Annotated in this window: 19 protein-coding genes and 2 pseudogenes; 16 read left to right on the top strand and 5 right to left on the bottom strand. The window is 45.2% G+C overall.

Annotation, left to right across the window (positions count from 1 at the left end; all coding sequences use genetic code 11):
- Positions 1-67 precede the first annotated feature (67 nt).
- The 3 genes from larC to A7D23_RS03135 all read left to right on the top strand — a co-directional run bounded on the left by larC (position 68) and on the right by A7D23_RS03135 (position 2,943).
- Positions 68-1,303, top strand: a complete 1,236-nt coding sequence (larC, locus tag A7D23_RS03145; RefSeq protein WP_019225028.1) for a nickel pincer cofactor biosynthesis protein LarC — start codon at positions 68-70, stop codon at positions 1,301-1,303.
- Between the two features lie 2 nt (positions 1,304-1,305).
- Complete coding sequence (locus A7D23_RS03140) at positions 1,306-1,935, top strand: LysE family translocator (RefSeq protein ID WP_019225027.1); 630 nt, start codon at positions 1,306-1,308, stop codon at positions 1,933-1,935.
- A gap of 66 nt (positions 1,936-2,001) precedes the next feature.
- Entirely contained in the window at positions 2,002-2,943 is a 942-nt protein-coding gene (locus tag A7D23_RS03135) for a 1,4-dihydroxy-2-naphthoate polyprenyltransferase (RefSeq protein ID WP_019225026.1), read from the top strand.
- 52 nt (positions 2,944-2,995) lie between these two features.
- On the opposite strand, the gene hflX is transcribed toward A7D23_RS03135, so the two are convergent.
- Complete coding sequence (gene hflX, locus A7D23_RS03130; protein ID WP_019225025.1) at positions 2,996-4,801, bottom strand: GTPase HflX; 1,806 nt, start codon at positions 4,799-4,801, stop codon at positions 2,996-2,998.
- A gap of 111 nt (positions 4,802-4,912) precedes the next feature.
- On the opposite strand from hflX, the pseudogene A7D23_RS03125 reads away from it, so the two are divergent.
- Positions 4,913-5,645 (top strand): annotated as a pseudogene (locus A7D23_RS03125) (metallophosphoesterase).
- Between the two features lie 39 nt (positions 5,646-5,684).
- On the opposite strand, the gene A7D23_RS03120 reads toward A7D23_RS03125, so the two are convergent.
- The gene (locus A7D23_RS03120; protein ID WP_019225024.1) at positions 5,685-6,236 is read right to left on the bottom strand and encodes a hypothetical protein; all 552 of its coding nucleotides are present in this window, start codon (positions 6,234-6,236) and stop codon (positions 5,685-5,687) included.
- A gap of 185 nt (positions 6,237-6,421) precedes the next feature.
- Here A7D23_RS03120 and A7D23_RS03115 point away from each other — a divergent pair, with 185 nt between their 5' ends.
- From A7D23_RS03115 to A7D23_RS03105, 3 genes are read left to right on the top strand one after another with little or no spacing between them, the layout of a single operon-like run.
- A complete protein-coding gene (locus tag A7D23_RS03115) occupies positions 6,422-6,808 on the top strand; it encodes a GntR family transcriptional regulator (protein WP_019225023.1) in 387 nt (128 codons plus the stop codon).
- An 18-nt stretch (positions 6,809-6,826) separates the two neighbouring features.
- Complete coding sequence (locus A7D23_RS03110) at positions 6,827-7,732, top strand: ABC transporter ATP-binding protein (protein ID WP_019225022.1); 906 nt, start codon at positions 6,827-6,829, stop codon at positions 7,730-7,732.
- A gap of 2 nt (positions 7,733-7,734) precedes the next feature.
- Complete coding sequence (locus A7D23_RS03105; protein WP_019225021.1) at positions 7,735-8,412, top strand: ABC-2 transporter permease; 678 nt, start codon at positions 7,735-7,737, stop codon at positions 8,410-8,412.
- 131 nt (positions 8,413-8,543) lie between these two features.
- Here A7D23_RS03105 and A7D23_RS15535 read toward each other — a convergent pair whose 3' ends face one another.
- Positions 8,544-8,939: a response regulator gene (locus A7D23_RS15535; RefSeq protein WP_019225020.1), complete on the bottom strand. Its 396-nt coding sequence runs from the start codon at positions 8,937-8,939 to the stop codon at positions 8,544-8,546.
- A 271-nt stretch (positions 8,940-9,210) separates the two neighbouring features.
- Between A7D23_RS15535 and A7D23_RS03095 the strand changes: the two genes are divergently transcribed.
- The 4 genes from A7D23_RS03095 to A7D23_RS03080 all read left to right on the top strand — a co-directional run bounded on the left by A7D23_RS03095 (position 9,211) and on the right by A7D23_RS03080 (position 13,963).
- Entirely contained in the window at positions 9,211-10,362 is a 1,152-nt protein-coding gene (locus A7D23_RS03095) for a class I SAM-dependent RNA methyltransferase (RefSeq protein ID WP_019225019.1), read from the top strand.
- Between the two features lie 68 nt (positions 10,363-10,430).
- Positions 10,431-11,183: a DUF2225 domain-containing protein gene (locus A7D23_RS03090; protein WP_019225018.1), complete on the top strand. Its 753-nt coding sequence runs from the start codon at positions 10,431-10,433 to the stop codon at positions 11,181-11,183.
- Positions 11,184-11,217: 34 nt separating this feature from the next.
- On the top strand, positions 11,218-12,609 hold the full coding sequence (gene asnS, locus A7D23_RS03085) for an asparagine--tRNA ligase (RefSeq protein ID WP_019225017.1): 1,392 nt from the start codon (positions 11,218-11,220) through the stop codon (positions 12,607-12,609).
- Between the two features lie 184 nt (positions 12,610-12,793).
- On the top strand, positions 12,794-13,963 hold the full coding sequence (locus A7D23_RS03080; protein ID WP_019225016.1) for an alanine--glyoxylate aminotransferase family protein: 1,170 nt from the start codon (positions 12,794-12,796) through the stop codon (positions 13,961-13,963).
- Positions 13,964-14,394: 431 nt separating this feature from the next.
- Here the strand turns inward: A7D23_RS03080 and A7D23_RS03075 are convergent, their stop codons facing one another.
- Both A7D23_RS03075 and A7D23_RS16535 read right to left on the bottom strand, forming a co-directional pair.
- A complete protein-coding gene (locus A7D23_RS03075) occupies positions 14,395-16,902 on the bottom strand; it encodes a heterodisulfide reductase-related iron-sulfur binding cluster (protein ID WP_019225015.1) in 2,508 nt (835 codons plus the stop codon).
- Positions 16,903-16,920: 18 nt separating this feature from the next.
- Positions 16,921-17,058: pseudogene (locus A7D23_RS16535) on the bottom strand (FAD-binding protein); the annotation flags it as partial.
- A 304-nt stretch (positions 17,059-17,362) separates the two neighbouring features.
- Here A7D23_RS16535 and sleB point away from each other — a divergent pair.
- From sleB to A7D23_RS03050, 5 genes are all read left to right on the top strand, one after another.
- The gene (gene sleB, locus A7D23_RS03070) at positions 17,363-18,070 is read left to right on the top strand and encodes a spore cortex-lytic enzyme (protein WP_068883187.1); all 708 of its coding nucleotides are present in this window, start codon (positions 17,363-17,365) and stop codon (positions 18,068-18,070) included.
- 12 nt (positions 18,071-18,082) lie between these two features.
- On the top strand, positions 18,083-19,504 hold the full coding sequence (locus tag A7D23_RS03065; RefSeq protein ID WP_019225013.1) for a PepSY1/2 domain-containing protein: 1,422 nt from the start codon (positions 18,083-18,085) through the stop codon (positions 19,502-19,504).
- A 201-nt stretch (positions 19,505-19,705) separates the two neighbouring features.
- On the top strand, positions 19,706-21,391 hold the full coding sequence (argS, locus tag A7D23_RS03060; RefSeq protein WP_019225012.1) for an arginine--tRNA ligase: 1,686 nt from the start codon (positions 19,706-19,708) through the stop codon (positions 21,389-21,391).
- A 92-nt stretch (positions 21,392-21,483) separates the two neighbouring features.
- On the top strand, positions 21,484-23,088 hold the full coding sequence (locus A7D23_RS03055) for a CTP synthase (RefSeq protein ID WP_025206222.1): 1,605 nt from the start codon (positions 21,484-21,486) through the stop codon (positions 23,086-23,088).
- Between the two features lie 179 nt (positions 23,089-23,267).
- On the top strand, positions 23,268-24,350 hold the full coding sequence (locus A7D23_RS03050) for a peptidoglycan bridge formation glycyltransferase FemA/FemB family protein (protein ID WP_019225010.1): 1,083 nt from the start codon (positions 23,268-23,270) through the stop codon (positions 24,348-24,350).
- Positions 24,351-24,417 lie beyond the last annotated feature (67 nt).

Here is a 24,417-nt window from a genome sequence, read left to right as displayed (position 1 = left end):
CAGTACTCATTCCGGCGGTGGATTTTTTGGGAATGAATGTAGTGGCAACTGTAAAAAGAGGTGGCTGATGAAAGTTATCTATTATGACTGTTTCAGCGGCATAAGTGGAGATATGAATCTCGGAGCGATGCTCGATCTTGGCGTCCCAGAGGATCATCTGCTCGCTGAGCTGGCTAAACTTCAAATCAATGAGCAATATACAATGAACATCTGTTCTGAAAGCAAACATGGAATTGAAGGCACACGCGTAGAGATAACGGTTGGAGACCCCGTGAGCCACCATTCCGGCCAGCAGGCGAGAACGTTGGCTGATATCACTAAAATGATCAGGGAAAGTGATTTATCAGCAGCTGTGAAAGACAGAAGCATCCGGACATTTGCCATTCTGGCGGATGCGGAAGCAAGGGTCCATGGAATAAAGGCCGATCAAGTCCATTTTCATGAGGTCGGGGCCGTGGATGCGATTCTGGATATTGTCGGGTCGGCTGTTTGCCTGGAATACTTGCAAGCTGACAGGATCATCGCTTCCAAAGTGGAACTTGGTGGTGGATTTGTGCGCTGTAAGCATGGCCTGCTTCCGGTTCCTGCACCGGCCGTAACAGAGCTGCTCCAGGGCGTCCCGGTAAAGACCGGAATCGTGCCTTTTGAGACGACGACGCCTACAGGAGCGGCTATTCTGGCTGCGAATGTTCAAGAATATACGGACAATGCGGATCTGATCATTCACCGGACCGGTTATGGGATTGGCCGGCGGGATTTGGAAATACCCAATATTCTACGGGTATATCTTGGGGAGAGAGCGGAAAAGACTGCTCCCGGATTCAGACAGCAGGAAAGACAGTGGATGCTGGAAACGAATATTGATGATATGAATCCGGAATTCTATGAATATATTGAAGAAAAGATGGTTGCTGTTGGAGCCCTGGACGTCTTTAAAACCCCGGTGATCATGAAGAAGGGGCGGCCGGGGTCAAAATTAAGCGCCTTAGTCAATAAGGAAGGGATTTCAGCTGTCGGGGAAGTTATTTTGCGGGAAACATCGGCGATTGGCTTGCGCAGTTATCCGGTTGAAAAAACGATGCTCTGCCGGGAGAATATGCTGGTGCAGACCCGGTACGGTCCGGTCAATGTAAAATGTTCTTATTTGGATGCGGAAAGAATCAAATCGAAACCTGAATATGAAGACTGTAAAAGACTTGCCAGGGAGCATAACCTTCCCTTAAGCGAAATCTATGCCGAAGTTTACAGGCTGCTGCCCAAAGGCAATCGATCCGGAACTTTAGATCAAGAGAGGAAGAACTGAACGTGTTTTCATTATCTGCGGTCCTGCTGTTTATTACCTCGTCCATTGTACTGATCCTGGCACCCGGTCCGGACATTGTATTTTTGATAACCCAGGGTATAGCCAAGGGAAAGAAGGCAGGTATTTTTACTTCAATCGGGCTGACGTTGGGCAATTCGGTTCATACGTTGGCCGCGGCGCTGGGGCTATCTGTCATATTCAAGACGTCAGAAGTCGCCTTTGTTCTGTTTAAAACCTGCGGGGTACTTTATCTTTTTTATTTGGCATATAAAGCGATCAAACATCGGAATGACCCACTGACTGCCGGTGTTGACAAACAAGGGCCCCATCACCGCGGCCTGCTGCTGCGAGGTTTCTATATGAATGTTTTCAATCCGAAAGTTGCCCTTTTTTTCCTGGCATTCCTGCCGCAGTTTGTCAATTCTGAATTTGGCAGCGTTCCTTTGCAGATGATATTCTTAGGGCTTATCTTTATGGGGCTTGTTGCGCTGATTTTTGGATTTATCGGTTACTCGGCCGGCTCTCTAGGAAATTGGATTTTAAAGAAGCCCGGGTTTTCCAAGGTTATGAATATTGTCTCGGCAACCATCTTCGGAGCACTCGGCTTTAAGCTTCTGACCAGCACAAGATAAAACACGAACTTCGAATGAATGATGAGGAACTGAATAATCATAGACTAAATCAAAGGAGCAATCATAATGGAAACGAAATCATCCTCTTCGGGGGCCAAGATGCAATCAAACCGCAGGGAGGTTTTATGGCGGCTGTTTCGTCCGCACACCCTTACGGCCTCATTCATACCGGTTCTGATTGGTTCGGTACTGGCTTGGCAGATTAGAAACGGCTTAAACTGGGGACTGGTAGCGGCAATGCTGATTGCTTCAATCTTAATCCAGGCAGCCACGAATATGTTTAATGAGTATTACGATTTTATCCGGGGACTGGATACAGCGGAATCCGTTGGCATCGCCGGTGCGATAACCAGGGACGGAATAAAAGCAGGGACAGTTCTGAGTCTGGCTTTGGTTTGTTTGCTAATTGCATCACTGCTGGGTATTTACATCTGCAGTAGCAGCAGTTGGTGGCTGGCCCTGATTGGCTTGGGCTGTATGGCTGTCGGTTATTTGTACACAGGTGGGCCTTACCCGATTGCCTATACTCCTTTTGGAGAATTGCTGGCCGGGCTCTTTATGGGATCAGGAATTATTTTGATTGCCTATTTTGTTCAGACCGGCAGCATTAACTGGGACGTCTTTTTAATTTCTGTTCCGAATCTGATTCTAATCGGAGCAATCATGATGTCCAACAACATACGAGACCGGGAAGGGGATCAGCTGAACGGGCGTCATACACTCGCCATTCTGTTGGGACACCGCAGAGCTGTACAATTCATGGCGGGAATGTTCCTGGTGGCCAATCTTTGGGTAGTGGTACTTACCCTGGCAGGTGTTCTGCCTGTCTGGGCACTATTGGTCCTGCTGAGTATTCCGAATGCTCTTCAGGCCTTGAACGGATTCCGCAATAAAAAATTCCCGGCTGAAATGATGCCGGGAATGAAAAGTGTGGCTCAGACCAATACACTTTTTGGGATTTTGCTTACCATTGGTTTGTTAATTGAAGTAGGCGTAAGTCAACTGTAATAGAACGAAAAGCGAAAGGCAGTGGTACTGGTTCAGAGGCATAACAGTGCTATCATGGAGCAGAGACTCTATACCTCTCCACAGTGCTCAGTAAGGAAGCGGCGAGTTCCGCTTCGACGTGGGTAACTTGTTCGTCATAGACGACTTCAAGAACTTTCGTATTCGCATATAGCCAGGCCAATGCGGCTCCATCGGAAACAGAAATTTCCAGACTAACCCGAATGAGGTCACTGAACAGTTCTTTCTCGATGGCCTGCTTCAGTTCTTCCAACCCGCTCCTCTGCAAAGCAGAAATTTCTACAACAGGCCGAGTTTCGCGCCACAAGCTGATCCGGTTGTCCGGATGCAAACGGTCAACTTTGTTGAGGACAATCAGGGTCGGTTTACTGCCTGCACCAAGTTCTGCCAGGATTTCATCGACAATCCGGATGTGGTCTTCGACCTGAGGATCAGCAGCATCAGCCACAATCAAAATCTGGTCGGATAATACGACTTCCTCCAGGGTTGATTTAAAGGCATCGAGCAAATTAGGCGGAAGTCTTCGAATAAAGCCTACCGTATCGGAAAGCAGGACCGTACTGCCGTTATTTAAGGGAAGCTTGCGGGTTGTCGGATCAAGCGTAGCAAACAGTTTGTCCTCGGCCAAGACATCCGAGCCGCACAACGCATTTAAAAGGGTAGATTTCCCGGCATTGGTATAACCGACAATGGACAGAACCGGGATATTGTTTTTTTGGCGGTTTCCGCGGAGAATGCCGCGTTGTCTACGGATGTCGTCAAGGCGTTCTCTCAGATGAGCGATCCGGGAGCGAATATGACGACGGTCGGTTTCCAGTTTTGTTTCACCCGGTCCCCTTGTTCCGATGCCGCCTCCCAGACGGGAAAGCGCCACCCCGGTTCCTGTCAGGCGGGGAAGTCTATATTCGAGCTGGGCTAGCTCTACTTGCAGGATTCCTTCCCTGGAACGGGCATGCTGGGCGAATATATCCAGAATCAGGCCTGTACGGGACAGAACTTTCAACCCCAGCTTTTCTTCCAGGATGCGCTGCTGGGTGCCGGTTAATTCTTCGTCGAAGATAACCAGATCAGCCTGGCGTGTCTGAATCATTTGCTGAAGTTCCTCGAGCTTGCCCGGGCCGATGATCGTTGAGGAATCGCGGGTTTCTTTTTTTTGCATTAAATGGCCAACAATCAAGGCGTCGGCTGTTTTGGCCAGTTCTTCGAGTTCAGCAAACGAGACTTCCGCTTCACTGATTCCGTATAGGTCTCTGCTGTACCGTGTCTGCAGTCCAACCAGTATGGTACGTTCACTTGTTTTGGCTTTTTCTGCAGGCAATTTCCTGAGTACATTGTCGGCATCTTCGATATTTTGAAAGAGCAACGCAAAGTCATCTATATCAGCCGCAAGGGGTCCGAAAATATTGACCTCCTCAATGTTCGTGGGTGACAGAATGCCAACATAAAGATCTTCAGCCCGGTTATTCCGGATCCCGATGGCGATCATTGCATCGAGATTCAACTGCTTTAGAGAACTGATGTCCATGGAAGATAATAAACCGCTGCTCTTCGGATGGGTGTGAATACAACGGGTGCCTGAAAGGCGCTGCAGGCTGCGTTTCTGCTCCACTTCAGCCAGCTTCACGGTACTGTGATTTCCTATGCTGACATCGGTGATCCGGCCTTTGCGGTCGGCATACACGGCAATTTCCTTGTTCACCTGCGAAGAGATTTCGGCAAGTTGTTCAATGAGTTCCTGTGTCCACAAATGGTCTCTAGGGATTTGGTAAGTATAGAAACTGTTTAATTTTTCAAGAATACTGTTTTTTATACCTTCTATTTCACCGTTAACCTGTAGCAAAGGCAATTCCTCCCTGTGGTAAGATTAGGAAAGAAGACATTGATCATGTATAATAACAGTATTATATCACTGAATCCAGTCATTCCCTAAAAGATCAGAGAAACGGCCGGGGTGGAGGGAGGTCATCTTCTGTGTAAATATCATTTGACTCGCCGTCAGTTCATTGCAGGTGGAATCGGGATAATCGGAACCACCTTTTTTCTATATTATGAGCGGCATTCAGTTGCTGTAACCAAGTACCGCGTTTCGATTGCCAACTTACCCAAAGAATTTGAGGGATTCACAATTCTGCATCTGACGGATTTGCATAGCAAAAGATATGGCCGGGAATTGATTCAAGGGCTTCGTCCCAAACCGATTTTCTTTGTGTCGGGCAATCACGAATGGCGGTATCATTTTCATATCCAGGAGCCTCTGATTAATGAGGGAGTGCATGTTCTTCAAAACGAGGCGTATACGTACAGCATCGGAAATTCCCATATCTGGATCGTCGGGGTCAATGATCCGTATACGCACAGGGATGACTTAAGTAAGGCCACAGGCCGGATATCCGATCAGGCCCCGAAAATACTGCTGGCTCATGCTCCTGATATTTTAACGAAAGCAGCCGGGGATGACATAGAATTGGTGCTTGTCGGGCATACGCACGGTGGAGAAATTAGGCTGCCCGCTGCTCGGGGCTATTTATGTTCCGGGACAAGCGTTGTTTCCAAAGTATGATTATGGAGAGTTTCGGTATAAAAACACAAGTATGATCATCAATTGCGGCTTAGGGGAAAGTACCCATTTCCCATTCAGGTTCTGCAGCAGACCAGAAATTGTGCTGGTGAAACTAGTGAGTTGACGTGGTACGAGTGAGTTAACAAGATGAGCAGTAAACAAATCAGTGATTTTTGACAGATATAGAATCCAGGATCGAACGAATGGCGCTGCTCGTGCTGTCCGGGAAAAAAGCCTGATCGGTAAAAAAGGAGATTCTGACAACTTCGTTGTTGTCGTTCAATTCCAGCCAGTATTCCTGCGAGCTTATAACATTTTCGCCAAAATCAGCTGACCAGCTTTCTTCAAATCCGTTCCAATGATTTAAGGACGTACGTTTTAGAACATAACTTATAAAGTTATAAGTACTTCTGGCTTTGCTGTCTTGAAGGAAATGCTCAAGGTCGGCTGCCCGCCAGATCTGGAGATATCCCCTGAAGCTGAGTTTACTGTCCGTAAAATAGATGTTCAGACGCATTTCCTCTCCTTTGTCGGGAGTCAAATGCACTTCAGTTGTAGCTGGAAATTGTGCTTTGACTGCATAATTATCCACCTGATATTCATACGTCCGGTCGTTTTGGAAGGATGCAATTGCCGGTCCTTCCAGATATAGATATTGGATTAGCAAGGCAACAACCACGGCGCATGCGGTCTTTAATAATGTTTTTATCTGCATAGCTACTCCTTTCCGACATAGTCTTACATATCTTTTTATTAGTGCCTTTTGAAACGGTTATTAAATTTTATGAAAGAAACGGACAATAAAGAATCGTTGACAAGAGAGAGCATACTGTATATATTATATATATACAGTATGCTCTCTCTTGTCCGGGTTTAGCTTTAAATAAATGAGGATGATGCATGAATATCATTATTTCACACATGAGCGGAGAACCGATCTATCAGCAAATCATCAATCAGATCAAAACATTGATCCTGGCGGGAGATCTGACCGAGGGGGAAATGCTTCCTTCGATCAGGCAGCTTGGGAAGGATTTGCGTATCAGTGTCATTACAACCAAAAGAGTCTATGAGGAATTGGAACGGGAGAAGTTTATTTACTCTGTTCCGGGAAAAGGGTCTTTTGTTGCTCTGCAAAACTGTGAGGCAAGGATCAAAAATAAACGAAAACAAATTGAAGAAATGTTGAAAGACGTTGTCAAGGAAAGCAGGCTTCTGAATTTAAGCCTTGCTGAAATCACAGAAATATTAAAGAACGTCTATGACGATATGACCCCGGCAAAGTAAGATAAGGAGGATAATAAAGTGAACGAAACAGACCCTGTCAGAAGGAACAGCAGCAGTCTGATCCTGGAAATCCAGGGATTAGGGAAATATTTTTCGGAGTTTGAGCTTTCAGATGTTACATTCAGTTTGGAAAAAGGTTATGTAATGGGGCTTATCGGGCCAAATGGCTCAGGCAAGACCACAACGATTAAACTGATCATGAATCTCCTGAAAAAAGATAGGGGGGAGATCAAAGTATTTGGTCTGGATCATGTAAAAGGTGAAAAAGAAATCAAAAACAAAATCGGATTTGTTTACGATGAAAATCATTATTATGGCGTATTGACGATCGAGCAAATGAAAAAGATTGTGGCACCGATGTATCAATACTGGGATGAACATTTATTTCAAAAGTACCTGAAAGAATTTGACTTAAACCCAAAACAGAAAATTGACAAGTTGTCCAAAGGAATGAAAACAAAGTTTTCTTTGGCCATGGCGCTTTCTCATCAGGCGGAGCTGATCATCCTGGATGAACCGACATCCGGTCTGGATCCCGTGTTCAGAAACGAATTGCTCGAAATTCTTTACTTTCTGATGCAGGATGAAAATAAAGCCATACTCTTTTCTACGCATATTACTTCAGATTTGGAGAGGATTGCAGATTATATAACGTTTATTAATCAGGGCAGCGTTGTATTTACAAATGAAAAAGATCAGGTTCTGGAGCGATTTTCTCTGGTTAAAGGCCCCAATTACCTGCTGGATTCCTCCCTGGAAAAACAATTCATCGGTCTGCGCAAAAGTAGTGTCGGCTTTGAAGGGCTGACAGCTGATTTAGAGGTTATCTCGCCAGCACTGAAAGAAAAGATGATTGTCGAGAGGCCCACGCTGGATGAAATTATGATTTACCTAGTTAACAGAACAAGAATGGGGGTAAGGTAAAAGTGTGGCGGATCATACTAAAAGATTTAATGGTCCAAAAAAGCAATATTTTCATTATTATCTTCTTGTGTATCTCGATCTCGGGCACGATGTACAGAAGCCCGGGAATAGCGGGAGTGCAACTTTTGTTAGGTGTATATTTCATGCTGATTTATGCAAATAGTTATGATTTTAAGTATAATGGGGAAATTATGATCAACAGTCTTCCGATTAACAGAAAAGAAATTGTTCTAGCCAAATATCTGTCTGCAATTGTCTATGCGCTGATTATCATGGTTATCATCATTCCGGAAAGTATGATTCTTTATCTATTTAATTTCCCCGGCCTGACGGGCAGTATCCAGGCCATTGTAAGTTTTCTTGGAATTGTCGTGCTGCTGCTGAGCATATATATTTCGATTTACCTGCCGCTCTATTACCGTTTAGGTTATATGCGTTCCAGGTGGGCCAATTTCATCTCTATGTTTGTTATTTTTGGGCTTATTGGCGCGATGGGTCAGTTGATAAAAATACCTGCCGGTGAATTGGAAACCACAAATCAGGGATTGGAGCAGCTTACTGCGGTACTGAATGGGTATGCCGGTCCGGTCATTTACCTTATGATGCTTGTTGTTGGGATGGTTCTGTTGGTACTTTCGTTCAAGGTTTCTGTCCGAATCTATAAAAACAAAGACTTTTAACACTGCTGAGACAGCAGCTGCTTAAAGATAAAGAAAAAAGGCATTAATTTTGCCTTTTTTGCGTATTATGGTTATTATTGACTTGATACCTTTTCCGATATATCAATGAATGTGCAAACTCTGTTTGGAATTTAAGCAGGATAGAGTGAAGAATCGCAATGATTGATTGCGTGATGCTTGATAACGTCAAGAACCGTATTGATTTTAAACGGTTTCTGGATAATCCCCTTGAAATTTGTGGTTTTCGGCAGCTTCCTTTCTTCAATATCTGAACCGGAAATCATAATTACCGGGATATCTTTCAGATTTTTTTGAACTGAAACCTTCTCAATAAATTCGCAGCCATTAAGTATAGGCATGGAATAGTCTGTGAGAATCAAGGTTGGGTGAGGGCAGCTCTTCAGCATAGTAAGAGCTGAATATCCATTTGACGCGATAATTGGAGTATAGCCGTTGCTAATTAGCATTGTTGACAGAAGATTGGCTATACTTGTGTCGTCGTCGATGACCATTACAACAGGCCTCAACTGTCGTTCCTCCTTCTAAAATTTTCTTATTTTGCAACCTTTATCAGTATACACTACAATAAGGAAGAAAAATGTTGATGCCTGTCAAAGGCCGAAAAAAAATAATTTGACTGTTTTTTAGAAGAAAATCGTTTATTTCCAATGGTTTTAAAGCCTGTCATTTATTTTGGTTACAGAAAGAAATGTCATTTATCGTAAAAAAGTTAGTAAATATTGTAATTTTTTTGATGTGTAGATTATGCGTAAAATTTAGCTTTACTGGAGTGTTTGCATGGCAAGGGTTGAACTGGTCGCAGTAACGGCATTTGGGCTTGAAGCTGTCGTTGCGCGGGAACTTAAAAATCTGGGGTATGAAAATACAGAGGTTCAGAACGGTAAGATATCATGGACAACAAATGAAGAAGGGATTTGCCGGGCCAATCTGTGGCTGAGGTGTGCGGACCGTATCAGTTTGAAGATGGGTGAGTTTGAAGCCCGGAGCTTTGAGGAATTATTCCAGCAAACGAAAGCATTGCCCTGGGAGGAATGGTTGCCGGTGGACGCCTGTTTTCCGGTGACCGGAAAATCGGTTAAATCTCAGCTGCATAGTGTTCCAGACTGCCAGGCGATCGTTAAGAAAGCGATTGTGGAGAGACTGAAGGATACCTATGGCGTCAGCTGGTTTGAAGAGACAGGAGCCCTCTATGCCGTACAGGTCTCTATTCTGAAAGATACTGTTACGCTGACCATCGATACTTCCGGTAAGGGATTAAACAAACGTGGCTATAGGCAAATGGCCGGGGAGGCTCCATTAAAAGAAACACTTGCTGCCGCAATGGCCTATCTTAGCTACTGGAACCCCGACCGTGTTCTTCTGGATCCTTTTTGCGGAACAGGAACGATTCCGATTGAAGCGGCTTTTATCGGGCAGAACCGGGCACCTGGTCTGGCCAGGGCATTTTCGGCTGAGCGATGGACGAACATTGCGGAAAAACATTGGCGAAAAGCAAGAGAAGAAGCAGAAGATCTCTGGCAAAGAAATGAGGAACTTGCAATCTATGGTTCGGATATTGATCCAGCTGCTTTACGCTTAGCCAGGGAACACACCAGAGAAGCAGGTCTGGAAGGAAAAATATTTTTTCAAAGGCTGTCGGTCAAAGAAGTCCGCTCCAGATTTAAATATGGCTGTATCATTACGAATCCTCCATACGGGCAAAGGCTTGGAACAGCAGAAGAAGCTGAAACTGCTTATCGGGAACTTGGCGAGGTTCTGGAGAGACTCGAAGATTGGTCCCTGCATATGCTCACTTCGCTGCCAAAACCAGAAAGGTTCATTAAAAAAAGGTGGGATAAAAGCCGGAAATTATATAATGGAAGAATTGAGTGCCATTATTATCAGTTTTTTGGGCCCAAACCTCCAAAAGACGCGAAAAATAACCTATAGATTATTTCTAAAAAAAGAATAAAATATGGATAGGATAATTTTAAAGATGAGAAGGAAATATAAGGATTATGATGGATAAAAAGGATATAACTGAAAAGCTCGAGCCTCTCTACGACAAAAAGGTCGAATGCCTTTTATGCGGTCAGGAATTCGTGACCAAGAAAATCCGGTCAAGGTTCATTAAGCCGCGCAAGGTCGACAGCGATTTTGGTCAGATATTTGAGCAAGATGACAATAGTCCGTTATTCTACTATGTCATGGTCTGCCCTCATTGTGGTTTTTCTTTCACAGAGGATTTTTCCAAAATCATGGCACAAAATGTTCGCAAAAAAACCCTCGAGGAGATCTCCGGCAAGATGGATCACAGTAAAGACTTCTGCGGAGAGCGGGATTATCAGATGGCAGTCAGAACGTTTAAGCTAGCGATCTACTTTGCCCAGCTGATTAAAGAAAAACATGTTGTGCTGGCAAGGATCTGTCACCGCCTGGCGTGGATTTACCGCGGAGCCGGAATTGCTGAAGAAGAGATGAGATTTATGAACCTGGCCTGTACCGAATATGAACAATCTTTTCTTTATACGGATTTCAATCCGGAATTGACTCCGGAAATCCAGATTTTATATTTGATCGGTGAATTGAACCGCAGACTAGGAAAATACAATGAAGCTGTCAAATATTTTTCTACAGTCAGTGAACATCCTGACAAAAGCCGGTACATGAAATATGTCAATATGGCCAGAAATCAGTGGAGCGAAGCTGTCCAGGAATATCGAGAGAGCAAGAACAAACAGCAAATACAGCCAAACGTAAAATCAGAATAACTGAAGGGTGTATCAATTATAACAGGAGTTAATCATGAACAGTATAGCTGTAAAGCAAATTTATGAGGCAACAGAGGCAAAGATTGGGGAGCGTCTGCAAATCTCAGGCTGGGTAAGGACGGTCAGAGCATCCAAAGAATTTGGTTTTATCGAATTCAATGACGGCAGTTGCTTCAGAAACCTACAAATCGTCTATGGTCAGGATCTGCTAAATTTTTCAGAAGTCAGCCGACTCGGAGCCGGTTCCGCCATAACTGCGGAAGGGGTACTGGTTTCCTCTCCGGGGACAAACCAGGCTTTTGAGCTAAAAGCCGAGAAGATCCAAATCGAAAATGCCTGTCCGGCTGATTATCCGCTGCAGAAGAAAAAGCATAGTCTGGAATTTCTTAGAACGATTGCGCACCTCCGTCCCCGGACCAATACATTCTCGGCTGTATTCAGACTCAGGTCTGTCATTTCAATGGCCGTTCATCAGTTTTTTCAGGATAAAGGCTTTGTCTATGTGCATACGCCAATCATCACGGGAAGTGATGCCGAGGGAGCGGGAGAAATGTTTCGGATATCCACACTCAAGCTTGATCATCTGCCGCGTGATGACCGGGGAGTAGTGGATTACCGTCAGGATTTTTTTGGTAAGGAGACAAATCTTACGGTAAGCGGACAGCTGAATGCCGAAAGTTTTTGCCTTGCGTTTAAAGATGTCTACACATTTGGACCGACTTTCAGGGCAGAAAACTCCAATACGGCCAGGCATGCAGCCGAATTTTGGATGATTGAGCCGGAAATTGCCTTTGCAGAGTTAAACGATATCCAAAATCTCGCCGAGGAAATGATGAAGTATCTGATTGCTTATGCGCTGGAACACTGCCCGGACGAAATGGCGTTTTTTAGTAAGTTTATCGATAAAGAACTGCTGGCCCGGCTGAACAATGTTTTAGATTCGGAATTTGGCCGTCTGTCCTACAGCGACGCCATCGAGATTTTAAAGAAAGCCAATACGGATTTTGCTTATCCTGTGGAATGGGGATTAGACCTCCAAACTGAGCACGAACGTTTTTTAACCGAAAAGGTATTTGGAAAACCACTTTTCATTACAGATTACCCCAAGGAGATTAAGGCTTTTTACATGAGGCAAAACGATGATCAGCAGACGGTGGCTGCGATGGACCTGCTTGTTCCGGGTGTCGGTGAAATCATTGGCGGCAGTCAGAGAGAAGAAAGAACAGATTTGCTGACAAAACGAATTGCTCAGCTTGGAATGAGTGCGGAGCATTATGGCTGGTACCTTGAACTCAGAAAATATGGCGGGGTAAAACATGCAGGCTTCGGCCTCGGCTTTGAGCGCCTGATCATGTATTTAAGCGGGATTTCCAATATCCGTGATGTCATCCCGTTCCCGAGAACCGTAAAGTCCGCAGATTTCTAGCAAAAATTATTTTTAAATATTTATCCAAATGAGACATACAGATTTACTAGTCCTAAAATAATAATTATTGCGGCATTAATGGAAAATATTCTGACAGAATTAGCCGTAGAGACTAAATTAATGATATAATCCCTAATTGGAGTACAATTTTTTTAATGTTCTATTTTCAAGGAGGAAATTCCCAATGCCCAATAAAGAAATGCTCTTAATTCCCGGCCCGACACCTGTAGTCGACGAAATTTATGAGGCGCTTTCCCGGGAAACAATGTCCCATACGGATATGCGTTTTGCAGGTATTTTCAGCGAAGCTCTCGCTCAGACCAGAAAAATGTTCAATACGGATGGCGAAGTTTTTGTTATCGCCGGATCCGGAACACTAGCCATGGAAATGGCACTGGCCAATACGGTTGCCCGCGGTGAGAAGCTGCTCATCGTAAGCCATGGCTATTTTGGAGACCGCTTTATCGGAGTTGCGAAAGCTTTAGGGATTGAAGCTGAAGTACTGGCTGCTGAGTGGGGCAAACAAATTGAACCGAGTCAGATCGAAGAAAAGCTGCAGCAAGGCGGATATAAAGCTGTTACGGTAACCCACGCGGATACATCAACGGGAGTAGCTGCTAATCTGGACAAAGTTGTTCCGACAGTCAAAAAGTATGGCGCGCTCTTTATTTTAGACGGTGTATGTGCTTCCGGCGGACTTGAAGAAGATATGGGCAAAGCCTATGGTACTGACGATTATAAGATTGACGTTGTTTTGACCGCATCTCAGAAAGCGATCGGGGTTCCTCCTGGACTTGCGATTGTGGCCTTTGGACCGAAAGCCCTAGAATCCAGAGCGAAAATGGATGGTGTCAACAGTTACTATATGGATATCAACAACTGGAGCCCGGTCATGAAAGAGCCCCAGAAATATTTTGCGACCCACCCGATCAATATGATCTATGGCTATGCAGAAGCTATGAAAATCATTGCGGCAGAAGGAACGGCAGCGCGTTATCGTCGGCATGCAGCGATTGGCAAAGCAATCCGTGCGGCGGTCAGATCCATGGGCATGAATATTTTTGCTGCGGAAGAAGTCGCTGCTCCGACTTTAAGCTGCATTCTTTATCCAGAAGGAGTCAACGATGCCGAATTCAGAGCCGTACTCGCGAAGAAAGGGCTGATCGTAGCCGGATTACTCGCTTCTCTAGCCGGAAAAGGCTTCAGATTGGGACATATGGGGAACACCACGAATGATATTTTCTGCAAAGCGCTCGAAATCATTGGTGAAACACTCGGAGAAATGGGATTCCCGGTGGACAGCGCGAAAGCCGTCCAGGTGTTCAAGGACGTTTTTACTGAGAATAATAAATAAACCACTAAATTGCTCAAAAGTAAGAGATTTGAGGCTCTATGTAAAAAGGTTCGGGTGAACCCCTAAACAAGAGTAACTCTAAACCGATATGATGCTGATAATAGTTTTTGACTGTTATCAGCATTTTTTTTTGAGCTAAGCTAAGGTTGACGACATGGTGCCATCCGCTTTTCGGCTGTTTATTCTACTGAATGCCCCAAACCGCAGCGGCAAGACATGCTAATGGTTCACATGCTGAAAAACCCAGTGGTTCTAGCATGTTAGCAAGGATTTGAGCGAGTAGCCACGAAAACGTGCGAGCGGAATATCTGTGTAAGGCTACATTGCCTAAGAATAAGAATAAGAAAAAGACGTCTTAAATGATTTGAGACGTCCCTCAGAGACAAGTTACAAGACAGTCCGCTTTTTCTTGGATTAAGGTTACCTAGGCTTTATTTCCCTCTCAAATAATCCGCCATTTTCGGCATGAAGTACGGGATGATCTCGTCTAGCATTTTAGGCATGAGTACCTCCATCGTTTTGGGCATCAGGTTTGGCATCTGTTCTTCGAGGTACTCCGGCATCGGGATGGCTTCGCTTACTTTCTCAAGCATTCGCGGCATAACTTTATCCATGATGCCCGGGAGCAATCCGGGGAATAAGGAAGGTATCACGCTTTTCATCATGGAGATCATCGGCTCTTTGAACACTTCCGGCGCGTTCATCACCATTTTCATCATGTTCCTGTATGTGTCCGGCATGGCTTCAATCATCTCCGGAATTAGACCGGCCATCATATCGGCCATTCCCCAGGGGGTCATCATTCGGATCATCCCGTCAAAGACAGCCCACTTCTCATCGATGACCGGATCTGAGCACGGAATGTCATAGCCAAGGCTTTCGGCTGCCAGCGTAGATAAATCGCGGATCTTAATTGGCAGATGATTACCCTTGGCCGAGATTTTTAACTGGACCCTGCAGCAGGGACAGGCGGTAATAATCGTATCTGCACCGCACTCTATCGCTTCCTCAATCCGGGAAGCACCAATCTCAGAGGCGACCTTCGGATCAGCCACTAGGGAGATCACGGCGCCGCAGCAGTGCGCATCATAATGGTGAAAACGCATTTCCCTGAAGTTTGAGCCGGGGATTGCGTTGATCAGCGTACGTGGACCTTCAAACCTGGCTCCGGCCCGTCCCATATGACAAGGATCATGGTAGGTTGCCTGAAGGTTAAGTTCTTTGGCAAGCTTAAACTCTCCCGCTTCAATCTTTTCGGCCAAAACATCCGCATAATGTTTGGCATGCAGATCATATTCAATATTGTTGTCTTTGGCCCAATGGCGGTAATAGATTTCCCCGACCAGCCAGCAGGCCGGACAGGTTGTAATAACGGTCTTGGCCCCGGTCTGTTTCATCGCGGCAATATTTTTAGCTGCTGTTTCATTGAAGACTTCCCAGCGTCCGGATACGAGCATCGGTATGCCGCAGCACTGTTCTTTGTTGCCGAGATAAGCATATTTGATCCCTGCTTCCTTTAACAGCAAAGCAGTAGACTGGGCAATATCCTGTTCGACGAAGGATGAGGTACAGCCAGGAAAAAAGGCGTATTCGGCTTTTTCCTGGATACTGTCCCGAACCTCGTCAATGATCCATTTATCCCTGTCCTTAGCGTATCCGCCCCAAATATTGCCCTGCTGGCGCATCGTATTGGCCATGATTTCAAAAGGAGGAAATGTCCTGTACCCGAGTCCGTCTACCAGCAGCCCCCGCAGTTTTAGCCAGGAAGATTCATTCGGCAAATCCAGCTGACAGGTCCTGTTGCATAATTCACACGTCGTGCAGGCCAAGAAAGTGTCAACAACACGCTGGGTAAATTCGACTTCCCCTTCCAGAAGAAGTTTTAAAAACGTCCATTTGCCGCGCGGGGATTGGGACTCCCAACCCCGGCCGTAATATTGATCACATTGATCAACACAGTAGCCACATTGCGAACAGGCGTAGGCATACCAGACAATGTCACCTGGAATGCCTTTTCTCTCCTTGAATACTTCACCGGGATCTTTGGTTTTGGCCAAATTACCGAATATTTTGAGGATCGGGTCAAACGTACCTGCAAGTTCAATTCCCCTGGACAAAAAACTGTTGTCCAGGACTTTGCCCGGATTCATCATTTTATTCGGGTCAACCTGCTTTTTGAATGCGGTCAGTTTTTTGACCCTGTCCTTGCCTAAGATCTTTTCGACGAACCCGATAAAATATAAGCCGGACGCATACGGTCTGCCCTGGTATTTCTGAGCGGTGTTCAGAATAGACAGAGAAAGCGCATAAGCAAGATTGAAGTTAAACTGCCTTTCATCATGCAGGATGAAACCCAGCAGAACAAATTCCTGGGAATTTGTCGCGAAGCCCTCCAGAATAAATGGGTGCTTAACTTCGGCCGTAATCTCTTGAATGACTTTATCGAGGTTTTCCAGCGGGATAATAATCTCGCTTGGAATCAGGGAAGGGGCAATCCTCTTGGCCCTGACGGGTTCAAAACGGGCATCCCATTCATGCCGGGCGATTTCGGCGGAGAGAAATTCTCCGTTGTTTTTTTGGGCGATTTCCATCACATCGGCCTGAACAAGATCGCAACGGTCGTTGGTACAAGACAGAATCGCTATATATTTTTCGGGCAGAATCGGTCTGTGCTCATCCGTGACTGGCTCCCCGTGATGATAATGCGGCGGCAGATTATTCTTTAACCTCGCAGCATCTGGGTTGATAAATGATACCGACCATAAAGGCACTTTGCGGGAAAACAGATCTTTCATCAATCCTGCAAGATGGTCCGGATTGCCAAAAGCGATGGCTTTGACATGCATTGGTTTCAGCATTTTAACCCGGATGCTGATCTCGCTGATTAAACCAGTGATTCCATTAACGTCCGAAACCAGATCCAGACCCGAACCCTGCATGAATTTGACAGAGCCATCTGGCAAGACAACTCTGGCAGACAGTACATTGTCTCGGAAGTAGCCGAATTCATAACTGCCGATTCCAGCACCGCCCTGCGCAAGCCATCCACCGACCGTCGAAGAAGGAGCACTTGTCGGGTATAACGCCAGCGTCAGGTTCTTTTGTAATATCCCACTGTGTCAGAATGTTCTTCATTTTTAGAGATTTACCTCTCTAAACAAGCCAAATATAGAAATATTTATAAGAGTTTGAGAAAGTAATATCCTTATATTCTTTGTAATAATCATAGAAATTTATTAATAAGCTGGCTGTAAAAATTTGGACTGGCAGAACAGATGATTTTTAGCGGATAAACCGCTGCTAACCAAGCCAGAATAAGAAGAAAGCTGAATCGGAGCTGGCATGAAAAACAGCAAAGAAATGCGGTGCAATAGAAATAACTTCGGGTGAGGTGAAAGCATGGATCAGAATTCCAATGAAAAAAAACAAAAAAAAATATTCAGTATTATAACGGTAAGTCTTATTCTGTGTCTGATTCTTTCTGCTGCCAGTCAGGCTGCTCTTGGAGACCGGACACTGTCCAAGGGTTCCAGAGGTTCTGAAGTCAAAGCCTTGCAGAACAAACTGGTCCAACTCGGGTATCAGGTCGGAAAAGTTGACGGTATTTATGGAAAGTCAACCGTGGCTGCCGTCAAAAGATTTCAAAAAAGCAGAGGATTAAAAGCTGACGGCATAGCCGGAGACAAAACGATTCGGGAGTTAAAAAGACTGACAGGTGAAAGTACTACCTCTTCCGGGAAACAGGTCGGTTTTAAGAACGCCGATTTTCAGCTGCTGGCTCGGTGTGTTTATGCGGAAGGCCGCGGTGAACCGTATATTGGTCAGGTCGCGATCGGGGCCTGTATCATGAATAGGATTAAAAGTTCCTCCTTCCCGAAAACCATCGCCGGTGTCATTTACGAGCCAAAGGCCTTTTCGGCAGTAGATGACGGTCAGATCAACCTTCAACCTGATGAAACCGCCATTAAGGCAGCCAGGGAAGCGATGAACGGATCTGATCCGACCAATGGAGCGGTCTATTATTTTAATCCCGACAAGACCACCAATAAATTTGTCTGGTCAAGACCGCAGATCAAAAAAATTGGCAAACATATTTTTACACGTTAGGGGGGGGTACCGATGAACGCTGAATCAAAAAAAAGGCTGCTTTCCTGGCTGTCCTTGACGTTAGGGATTGCGCTGATTTTCTCTCTGGGCTGGGGTTATTATGAGTTCAGGGAACTCAAAGAGTATAAGACGGAAACAGAAAACCAGTATTCGAGGGCTTTTACGGATCTTGTGACGTCGTTAAACGAAGTGGAAACAAGTATAGCCAAAGCCAAGGTTGCGGGTAGCACGGCCCAAAGGGTGCTTTATCTCGGAGAAACTTGGAAGGGAAGCGAAAGTGCGGTCAGCCGCCTTGGCCAGCTGCCGGCAGACGAGGTCGGGATTAGCTATGTTGACACGTTTATCAACCAGGTCGGTGATTTCAGCAAGGCCATGACTCGCAAGATGGCTGCTGCCGCCGTGATGAGTGCTGAGGAGCAGGCTACATTAAACAAAATGCATGAAAGAGTGATAGAAATCAACCGCTCAGTTCAGCAAGTTTACAATCAGTTTAATTCCGAGAACCTCGCCTGGGTGGACAAACCCAAAGGATTGCTGCAAAAAATCGGTTTCGGAAAATCCATTCAGACCGCTGCTCAGGGTGATGAAAACAGCGGAAAGACCAATCAGCAAAATCAACAGGCAGCTGCCCAAACGCCAACTTCTGTCAGAGGCGGATTGAAGCAGCTTGATGTCAGCCTTCAGAAATATCCTCCATTCACATATCAGGGAGAACTGGACAAGCATTATGTGGATAAGCCGCTTGGTTTACCGGAAGGAGAAATTAATGAAAGCAAAGCCGTGGAGGTTGGCAAGCGTTTTCTTGAAGATTTGGGGCAGACAGGTGCGGCTCCACAATTAAGCGGTTTAAGCGACAACCTCCTCGGAGGATTTAATCTTACGTATAAGGACAGCTATTTGGAGGTCAGCAAAAAAGGCGGTGTCGTCACGTTTTACCGGGACCAGCGTGAATTAAACGATCGCCAGCTCGATGTCAAAAAAACCTTGGATAGTACCTATGCCTCTCTGGCCAGGATAGGATGGGATCTGGTCGTAACTTCTTCCGAGGATCTCGGGTCCTATGTTTTGGTTGATGCAGTTCCGCGGGAGAACGGGACACTGCTGTATCCTGACAAGATCAGGCTGACCATAGCGACAGATAACGGTCAGATCATTGGCTTCGACGCTAACCCCTACTATGCGTATCATCATCAACGAAATCTGAATCGCGTGCTTACACTGGAGCAGGCCAAGGCAAAACTCAAGAAAGAATTTAAGATCATCGAAACAAAAATGGCGGTGATCTCAAAATTAGGGACAAATGAAGCCTTTTGTTATGAATTCAGAGGGACGGCATTTGGGGAGGAGTATATGGTTTATATCAATGCGCTGAATGGGACGGAAGAAAAAATTAGCAGGGTTGTCAATACGCCTGCCGGAAAATTAATCCAGTAAGGATTAAGATAAGAATTAACAAAATAAGTATTGAAAAAAAATGCATTTCCAATATAATTGGTAAATGTAAAATAATTAAGCAGAGAAAGACCTTCTTTTTCTGCTTAATTATTTGGGCGCTGGTATTTTTACTGAAAATGTATTAAAATTTATTATAGTTATGTACATTTCCAGCGGTCCTATGAAGGAGGAGCTTCAGGTTTGAGCGTTTATGAGAAAATCAGGGAAAATGTCAGTAAAAAATTAGAACAGGCGATCCTCTGTGCACGCGAAAAAGGAGCGTTGGCTTTTCAGGAAATACCTTCTTACGTTTTAGAAGAACCAAGAGAACGTGAGCATGGTGATTTGGCGACCAACCTTGCTATGCTGTTAACCAAACAGGCAAAAAGAGCTCCGCGGGATATAGCAGCAATCATTATTGATAATCTGGATACGGCAGATACCTGGATTACCTCAAGTGAAATAGCCGGACCCGGATTTATTAATTTCCGCCTGGATCCTGCCTGGCTGACAGGCGTAATTCCTGAAATATCTGCCCAGGGTGAAAAATACGGGTTTGTCAACATCGGCCAGGGTGAAAAAATTCAGGTTGAGTTTGTCAGTGCGAATCCGACAGGCCTTTTGCATATGGGGAATGCCAGAGGAGCTGCTTTGGGGGACAGTTTGGCCTCACTGCTGGCGATGGCCGGGTACGAGGTCAGCAGGGAATTTTATATCAATGATGCAGGCAATCAGATTCATAATTTTGCGCTATCGCTGGAAGCCAGATATCTCCAGCTTATGGGGGTTGAAGTACCTTTCCCGGAGGCCGGGTATCATGGTGAAGATTTGATTTATACTGTCAAAAATATCATTGAAAAAGACGGAGATCAATATGTCCGGATGGAAGAACAGACCCGCCGGGATATTCTTGTCAGTTATGCTCTTAAAGAAAAAATCAATGATATCAAAGAAACGCTGGCGGATTTTGGCGTTTTCTATGATGTATGGTTCAGTGAAAAGTCTTTGCATGAGTCCGGCTATATTCGTGAGACGATGAAGCGGCTGGAAGACAAAGAATATATTTATGAAAAGGAAGGTGCTCTCTGGCTGAAAGCAATCCTTCCGGGAGATGAAAAAGACGAAGTCATTGTGCGCGGCAATGGGGTTCCGACCTATTTTGCAGCGGATATTGCGTATCACCGCAATAAGTTCGAACGGGGTTTTAAAAAGGTTATCAATATCTGGGGAGCAGACCACCATGGACATGTCGCCCGCATGAAAGGCGCAATGCAGGCTCTGGGATACAGCCCTGATTCTCTTCAGGTCATCCTCATGCAGCTCGTAAGGCTGATTCAGGACGGTGATATCGTCAAGATGTCAAAGCGTTCCGGTCAGTATATCACGCTGAGGGAACTGATTGATGAAGTTGGCAAAGATGCAGCCAGGTTCTTCTTCCTGCTGCGTGACCCGGATTCTACGGTTGAGTTTGACCTTGACCTGGCAAAATCCCAGTCCGCCGATAACCCGGTTTACTATGTGCAGTATGCGCATGCTCGGTTGTGCAGTATCTTAAGACAGGCGGAAGAACAGGGTTTCGAATCGCAGCTGATTCCTGGTGAATATCAGCTGGCGCTTCTTGTTTCTGCGGAGGAAAGAGATCTATTGAAGAAATTGGCGGATCTGCCTGGGGAAATTGTGCTGGCAGCAAAGCTAACCGAACCGCACAGGCTTGCAAGGTATGTGCTTGACTTGGCGGCGCTATTCCATACTTTTTACAATAGTCAGCGTGTTCTGATTGAGGATCCCGATTTGCGGACAGCCCGGCTGGGACTGATTCGCTCAACCAGACAGGTATTGGCGAATGTCTTGAAGATACTGGGTGTATCAGCCCCGGAAAGAATGTAAACTTATCTTTGGAAGTTAATTAATTTGACATACAACGTAGCACAGGACTCTAGACTTTAGAATTTTATGAGATAAGGAAAGGGTAGAAAAGGATGACGAAATTTATATTTGTTACCGGAGGCGTAGTAAGTTCCCTGGGTAAAGGAATAACAGCCGCTTCTTTGGGATGTTTATTGAAGAAAAGGGGACTCAAGGTCGCAATCCAAAAATTTGACCCCTATATTAATGTCGATCCTGGAACAATGAGCCCTTACCAGCATGGAGAAGTGTTTGTTACCGATGACGGAGCGGAAACCGATCTTGACCTCGGGCACTACGAAAGATTTATTGATGTTCCGTTATCCAAAAACAGCAATGTGACTGCAGGAAAGATTTACTGGTCGGTCATCACCAAGGAACGCAAAGGCGACTATCTTGGCGGCACGGTTCAAGTGATTCCTCATATTACGAATGAGATTAAAGAACGTATTTACCGGGTTGCCAGAGAGAGTAATCCCGATGTTGTGATTACTGAAATTGGCGGGACTGTCGGCGATATGGAGTCACTGCCGTTTTTGGAAGCCATTCGTCAGGTCCGTGGAGATATGGGCAAAGAGAATGTCTGTTATATCCACGTCACCCTTCTTCCTTATCTGTCGGCTTCCGGTGAGGTTAAGACCAAACCGACGCAGCATTCGGTCAAGGAACTCAGAGGTATCGGAATTCAGCCCAATATTTTGGTTTGCCGGGCTGACAAAGCAATTGACGATGATCTCAAAGAAAAACTAGCTTTATTATGTGATATTGACAAAGAAGCTATCATAACTAATACCACAGCTCCGACGATTTATGAGGTTCCGCTTCGTCTTCAGGAAGAAGGTATGGATGATATCGTTCTGTGCTGTTTGGGTATTAAAGCCCCCAAAGCGGATATGTCAACGTGGGAAAAAATGGTCTTGAAGATTAAGTCTCCATGCAGGTATACAGAAATTGCGATTGTCGGTAAATATGTCACTTTACCCGACGCCTACCTCAGCGTAGCAGAAGCCTTGCGCCATGCCGGTATCGATCAGGGGGCCGGTGTAAAAATCCGCTGGATTAATTCTGAGGAGCTTGAGGTTCCAGGGGCAGATTTGGGGCAGATATTTACCGGAATTAAAGGCATCCTGGTACCGGGAGGATTCGGAAACAGAGGGATTGAAGGGAAGCTCAAGGCGATCCAGTATGCCAGAGAGAACAAAGTACCGTATTTAGGCATTTGTCTCGGGATGCAGTGTGCCATCATTGAATTTGCCAGAAACGTCTGTGGGCTAAAAGGCGCGAATAGTACAGAATTTAACCCTGATACGGAGTATCCCGTGATCGATTTGCTGCCGGAACAAAAAGATATTGAAGATATGGGCGGGACGATGCGTTTGGGGATTTCTCCGGTCAGGGTCAAACCGAATACCCTTGCCAACTCGGCGTATTCCAGTGAAGTGATTTATGAGCGGCATCGTCACCGCTATGAAGTGAACAATTATTACCGGGAAATCCTCGAGAAGAACGGCATGGTATTCTCGGGCACATCCCCGGACGACAGACTCGTTGAAATATCGGAATATCCGGATCATCCCTGGTTTGTGGCTTCTCAGTTTCATCCTGAATTTAAGTCCAGACCGAACCGGCCGCATCCACTCTTCAAAAACTTTGTCACAGCAACACTGAAGGAAATATAAGACAGCAAACAACAGATGTTTAAGATCATATGATTACGTTTAAAATTAATAGGATAACAGGATGAAGAAAAAACGTTTATTGCCAGTCAACCGGTTCACGTCGAACAGGGTGATTGGTATTTCTATGAATTGTATTTCCGCAGATGATAGAATGGAATGTCTTTGGGAGGAGTGAAAAAATGGAATTTACGGCAAGGTGGCTCGCAATTGAAGATAAAGCAAAGTTTAATTCCTTTATTTGTAAGCATCCCAAAGGGCATGCGATGCAATTATGGGAATGGGGAGACATTAAAGGAAGAACGGGCTGGAAACCCTGGAGGCTTGCAGTGGAAAAAGATGGTGAGATTTTTGCTGCTGCAACAATTCTCGAAAGAAAACTACCGTTACTGGGGACCCCCATTTTTTACTGTCCGCGCGGTCCGGTCGTTGATATGCACGACAGCGAAAAAATGGCAGCCGTCCTGGAAGCAATCAGGAAGCTGGCGCAAAAACGCAAGGCGATTCTCTTAAAGATTGATCCTGATGTATCTTCAACCGATCAGGTTCTGGCAGGTATTTTGAAAGCCCAGGGCTTTAATAAAATGGATACAGGAAAGAATTTTGAAGGTGTTCAGCCGAAGTTTGTATTTCGTCTGGACATTTCGCCGGATGAAGAGACCTTGCTCGCGAATATGCATCAAAAAACCCGCTATAATATCCGCCTTTCCTCTAAAAAAGGTGTCGTGATCCGGAAAGGATTAAGAGAGGATCTATCGGAATTTTTCCGTGTACTCAAGGAAACGACCGAGCGGGATAATTTCCTGGTGAGGTCTTATACCTATTTTGAAGATCTGTATGATACGCTGGTGCCGGCAGGTTTTGCCGAACTTTTTGTTGCCGAATATGAAGGAAAGATTGTTGCAGGAACGCTGGCTTTCATCACAGGGGACAAAGCCTGGTATATCTATGGGGCATCATCAAATTCTTATCGCAATGTCATGCCCAACTATTTGATTCAGTGGGAAATGATTTGCTGGGCCAAAGCAAATGGTTGTACGCTCTATGATTTCAGAGGAGTATCCGGGGATTTGGACGAGAGTAACCCGCTGTATGGACTGTATAAATTTAAAAAAGGTTTTAATGGCGAGTTTACAGAATTCATCGGGGAATGGGACTATGTTTACAGGCCTGTCCTGTATGTGATTTGGCAGATTGCTGAAAAAGCTTACTCCGGGAAACTGAAAGGAATGCTTGCCCGGATGCGCAGGCCGCGGAATAAATAATTCATTCCTTGTAATTTCTTAAATGATCTCTTAAATAATTTTTAAAATCATTTGTTAAAGAGGGGCT

It is taken from the genome of Dehalobacter sp. TeCB1, from assembly GCF_001707455.1.
Classification (GTDB): Bacteria; Bacillota; Desulfitobacteriia; order Desulfitobacteriales; family Syntrophobotulaceae; genus Dehalobacter; species Dehalobacter restrictus.
This window is presented reverse-complemented; position numbering and strand designations above follow the sequence as displayed.

What these genes read in the sequence shown, in the direction of transcription:
- A7D23_RS03095 (WP_019225019.1), top strand. Translation starts at nt 9,211, where the DNA reads ATGGCAAGGGTTGAACTGGTCGCAGTAACGGCATTTGGGCTTGAAGCT.
- larC (WP_019225028.1), top strand. Translation starts at nt 68, where the DNA reads ATGAAAGTTATCTATTATGACTGTTTCAGCGGCATAAGTGGAGATATG.
- A7D23_RS03065 (WP_019225013.1), top strand. Translation starts at nt 18,083, where the DNA reads ATGAACGCTGAATCAAAAAAAAGGCTGCTTTCCTGGCTGTCCTTGACG.
- A7D23_RS03115 (WP_019225023.1), top strand. Translation starts at nt 6,422, where the DNA reads ATGAATATCATTATTTCACACATGAGCGGAGAACCGATCTATCAGCAA.
- A7D23_RS03080 (WP_019225016.1), top strand. Translation starts at nt 12,794, where the DNA reads ATGCCCAATAAAGAAATGCTCTTAATTCCCGGCCCGACACCTGTAGTC.
- sleB (WP_068883187.1), top strand. Translation starts at nt 17,363, where the DNA reads ATGGATCAGAATTCCAATGAAAAAAAACAAAAAAAAATATTCAGTATT.
- A7D23_RS03050 (WP_019225010.1), top strand. Translation starts at nt 23,268, where the DNA reads ATGGAATTTACGGCAAGGTGGCTCGCAATTGAAGATAAAGCAAAGTTT.
- A7D23_RS03075 (WP_019225015.1), bottom strand. Translation starts at nt 16,902, where the DNA reads ATGCAGGGTTCGGGTCTGGATCTGGTTTCGGACGTTAATGGAATCACT.
- A7D23_RS03090 (WP_019225018.1), top strand. Translation starts at nt 10,431, where the DNA reads ATGATGGATAAAAAGGATATAACTGAAAAGCTCGAGCCTCTCTACGAC.
- A7D23_RS03135 (WP_019225026.1), top strand. Translation starts at nt 2,002, where the DNA reads ATGGAAACGAAATCATCCTCTTCGGGGGCCAAGATGCAATCAAACCGC.
- asnS (WP_019225017.1), top strand. Translation starts at nt 11,218, where the DNA reads ATGAACAGTATAGCTGTAAAGCAAATTTATGAGGCAACAGAGGCAAAG.
- A7D23_RS03120 (WP_019225024.1), bottom strand. Translation starts at nt 6,236, where the DNA reads ATGCAGATAAAAACATTATTAAAGACCGCATGCGCCGTGGTTGTTGCC.
- A7D23_RS03055 (WP_025206222.1), top strand. Translation starts at nt 21,484, where the DNA reads ATGACGAAATTTATATTTGTTACCGGAGGCGTAGTAAGTTCCCTGGGT.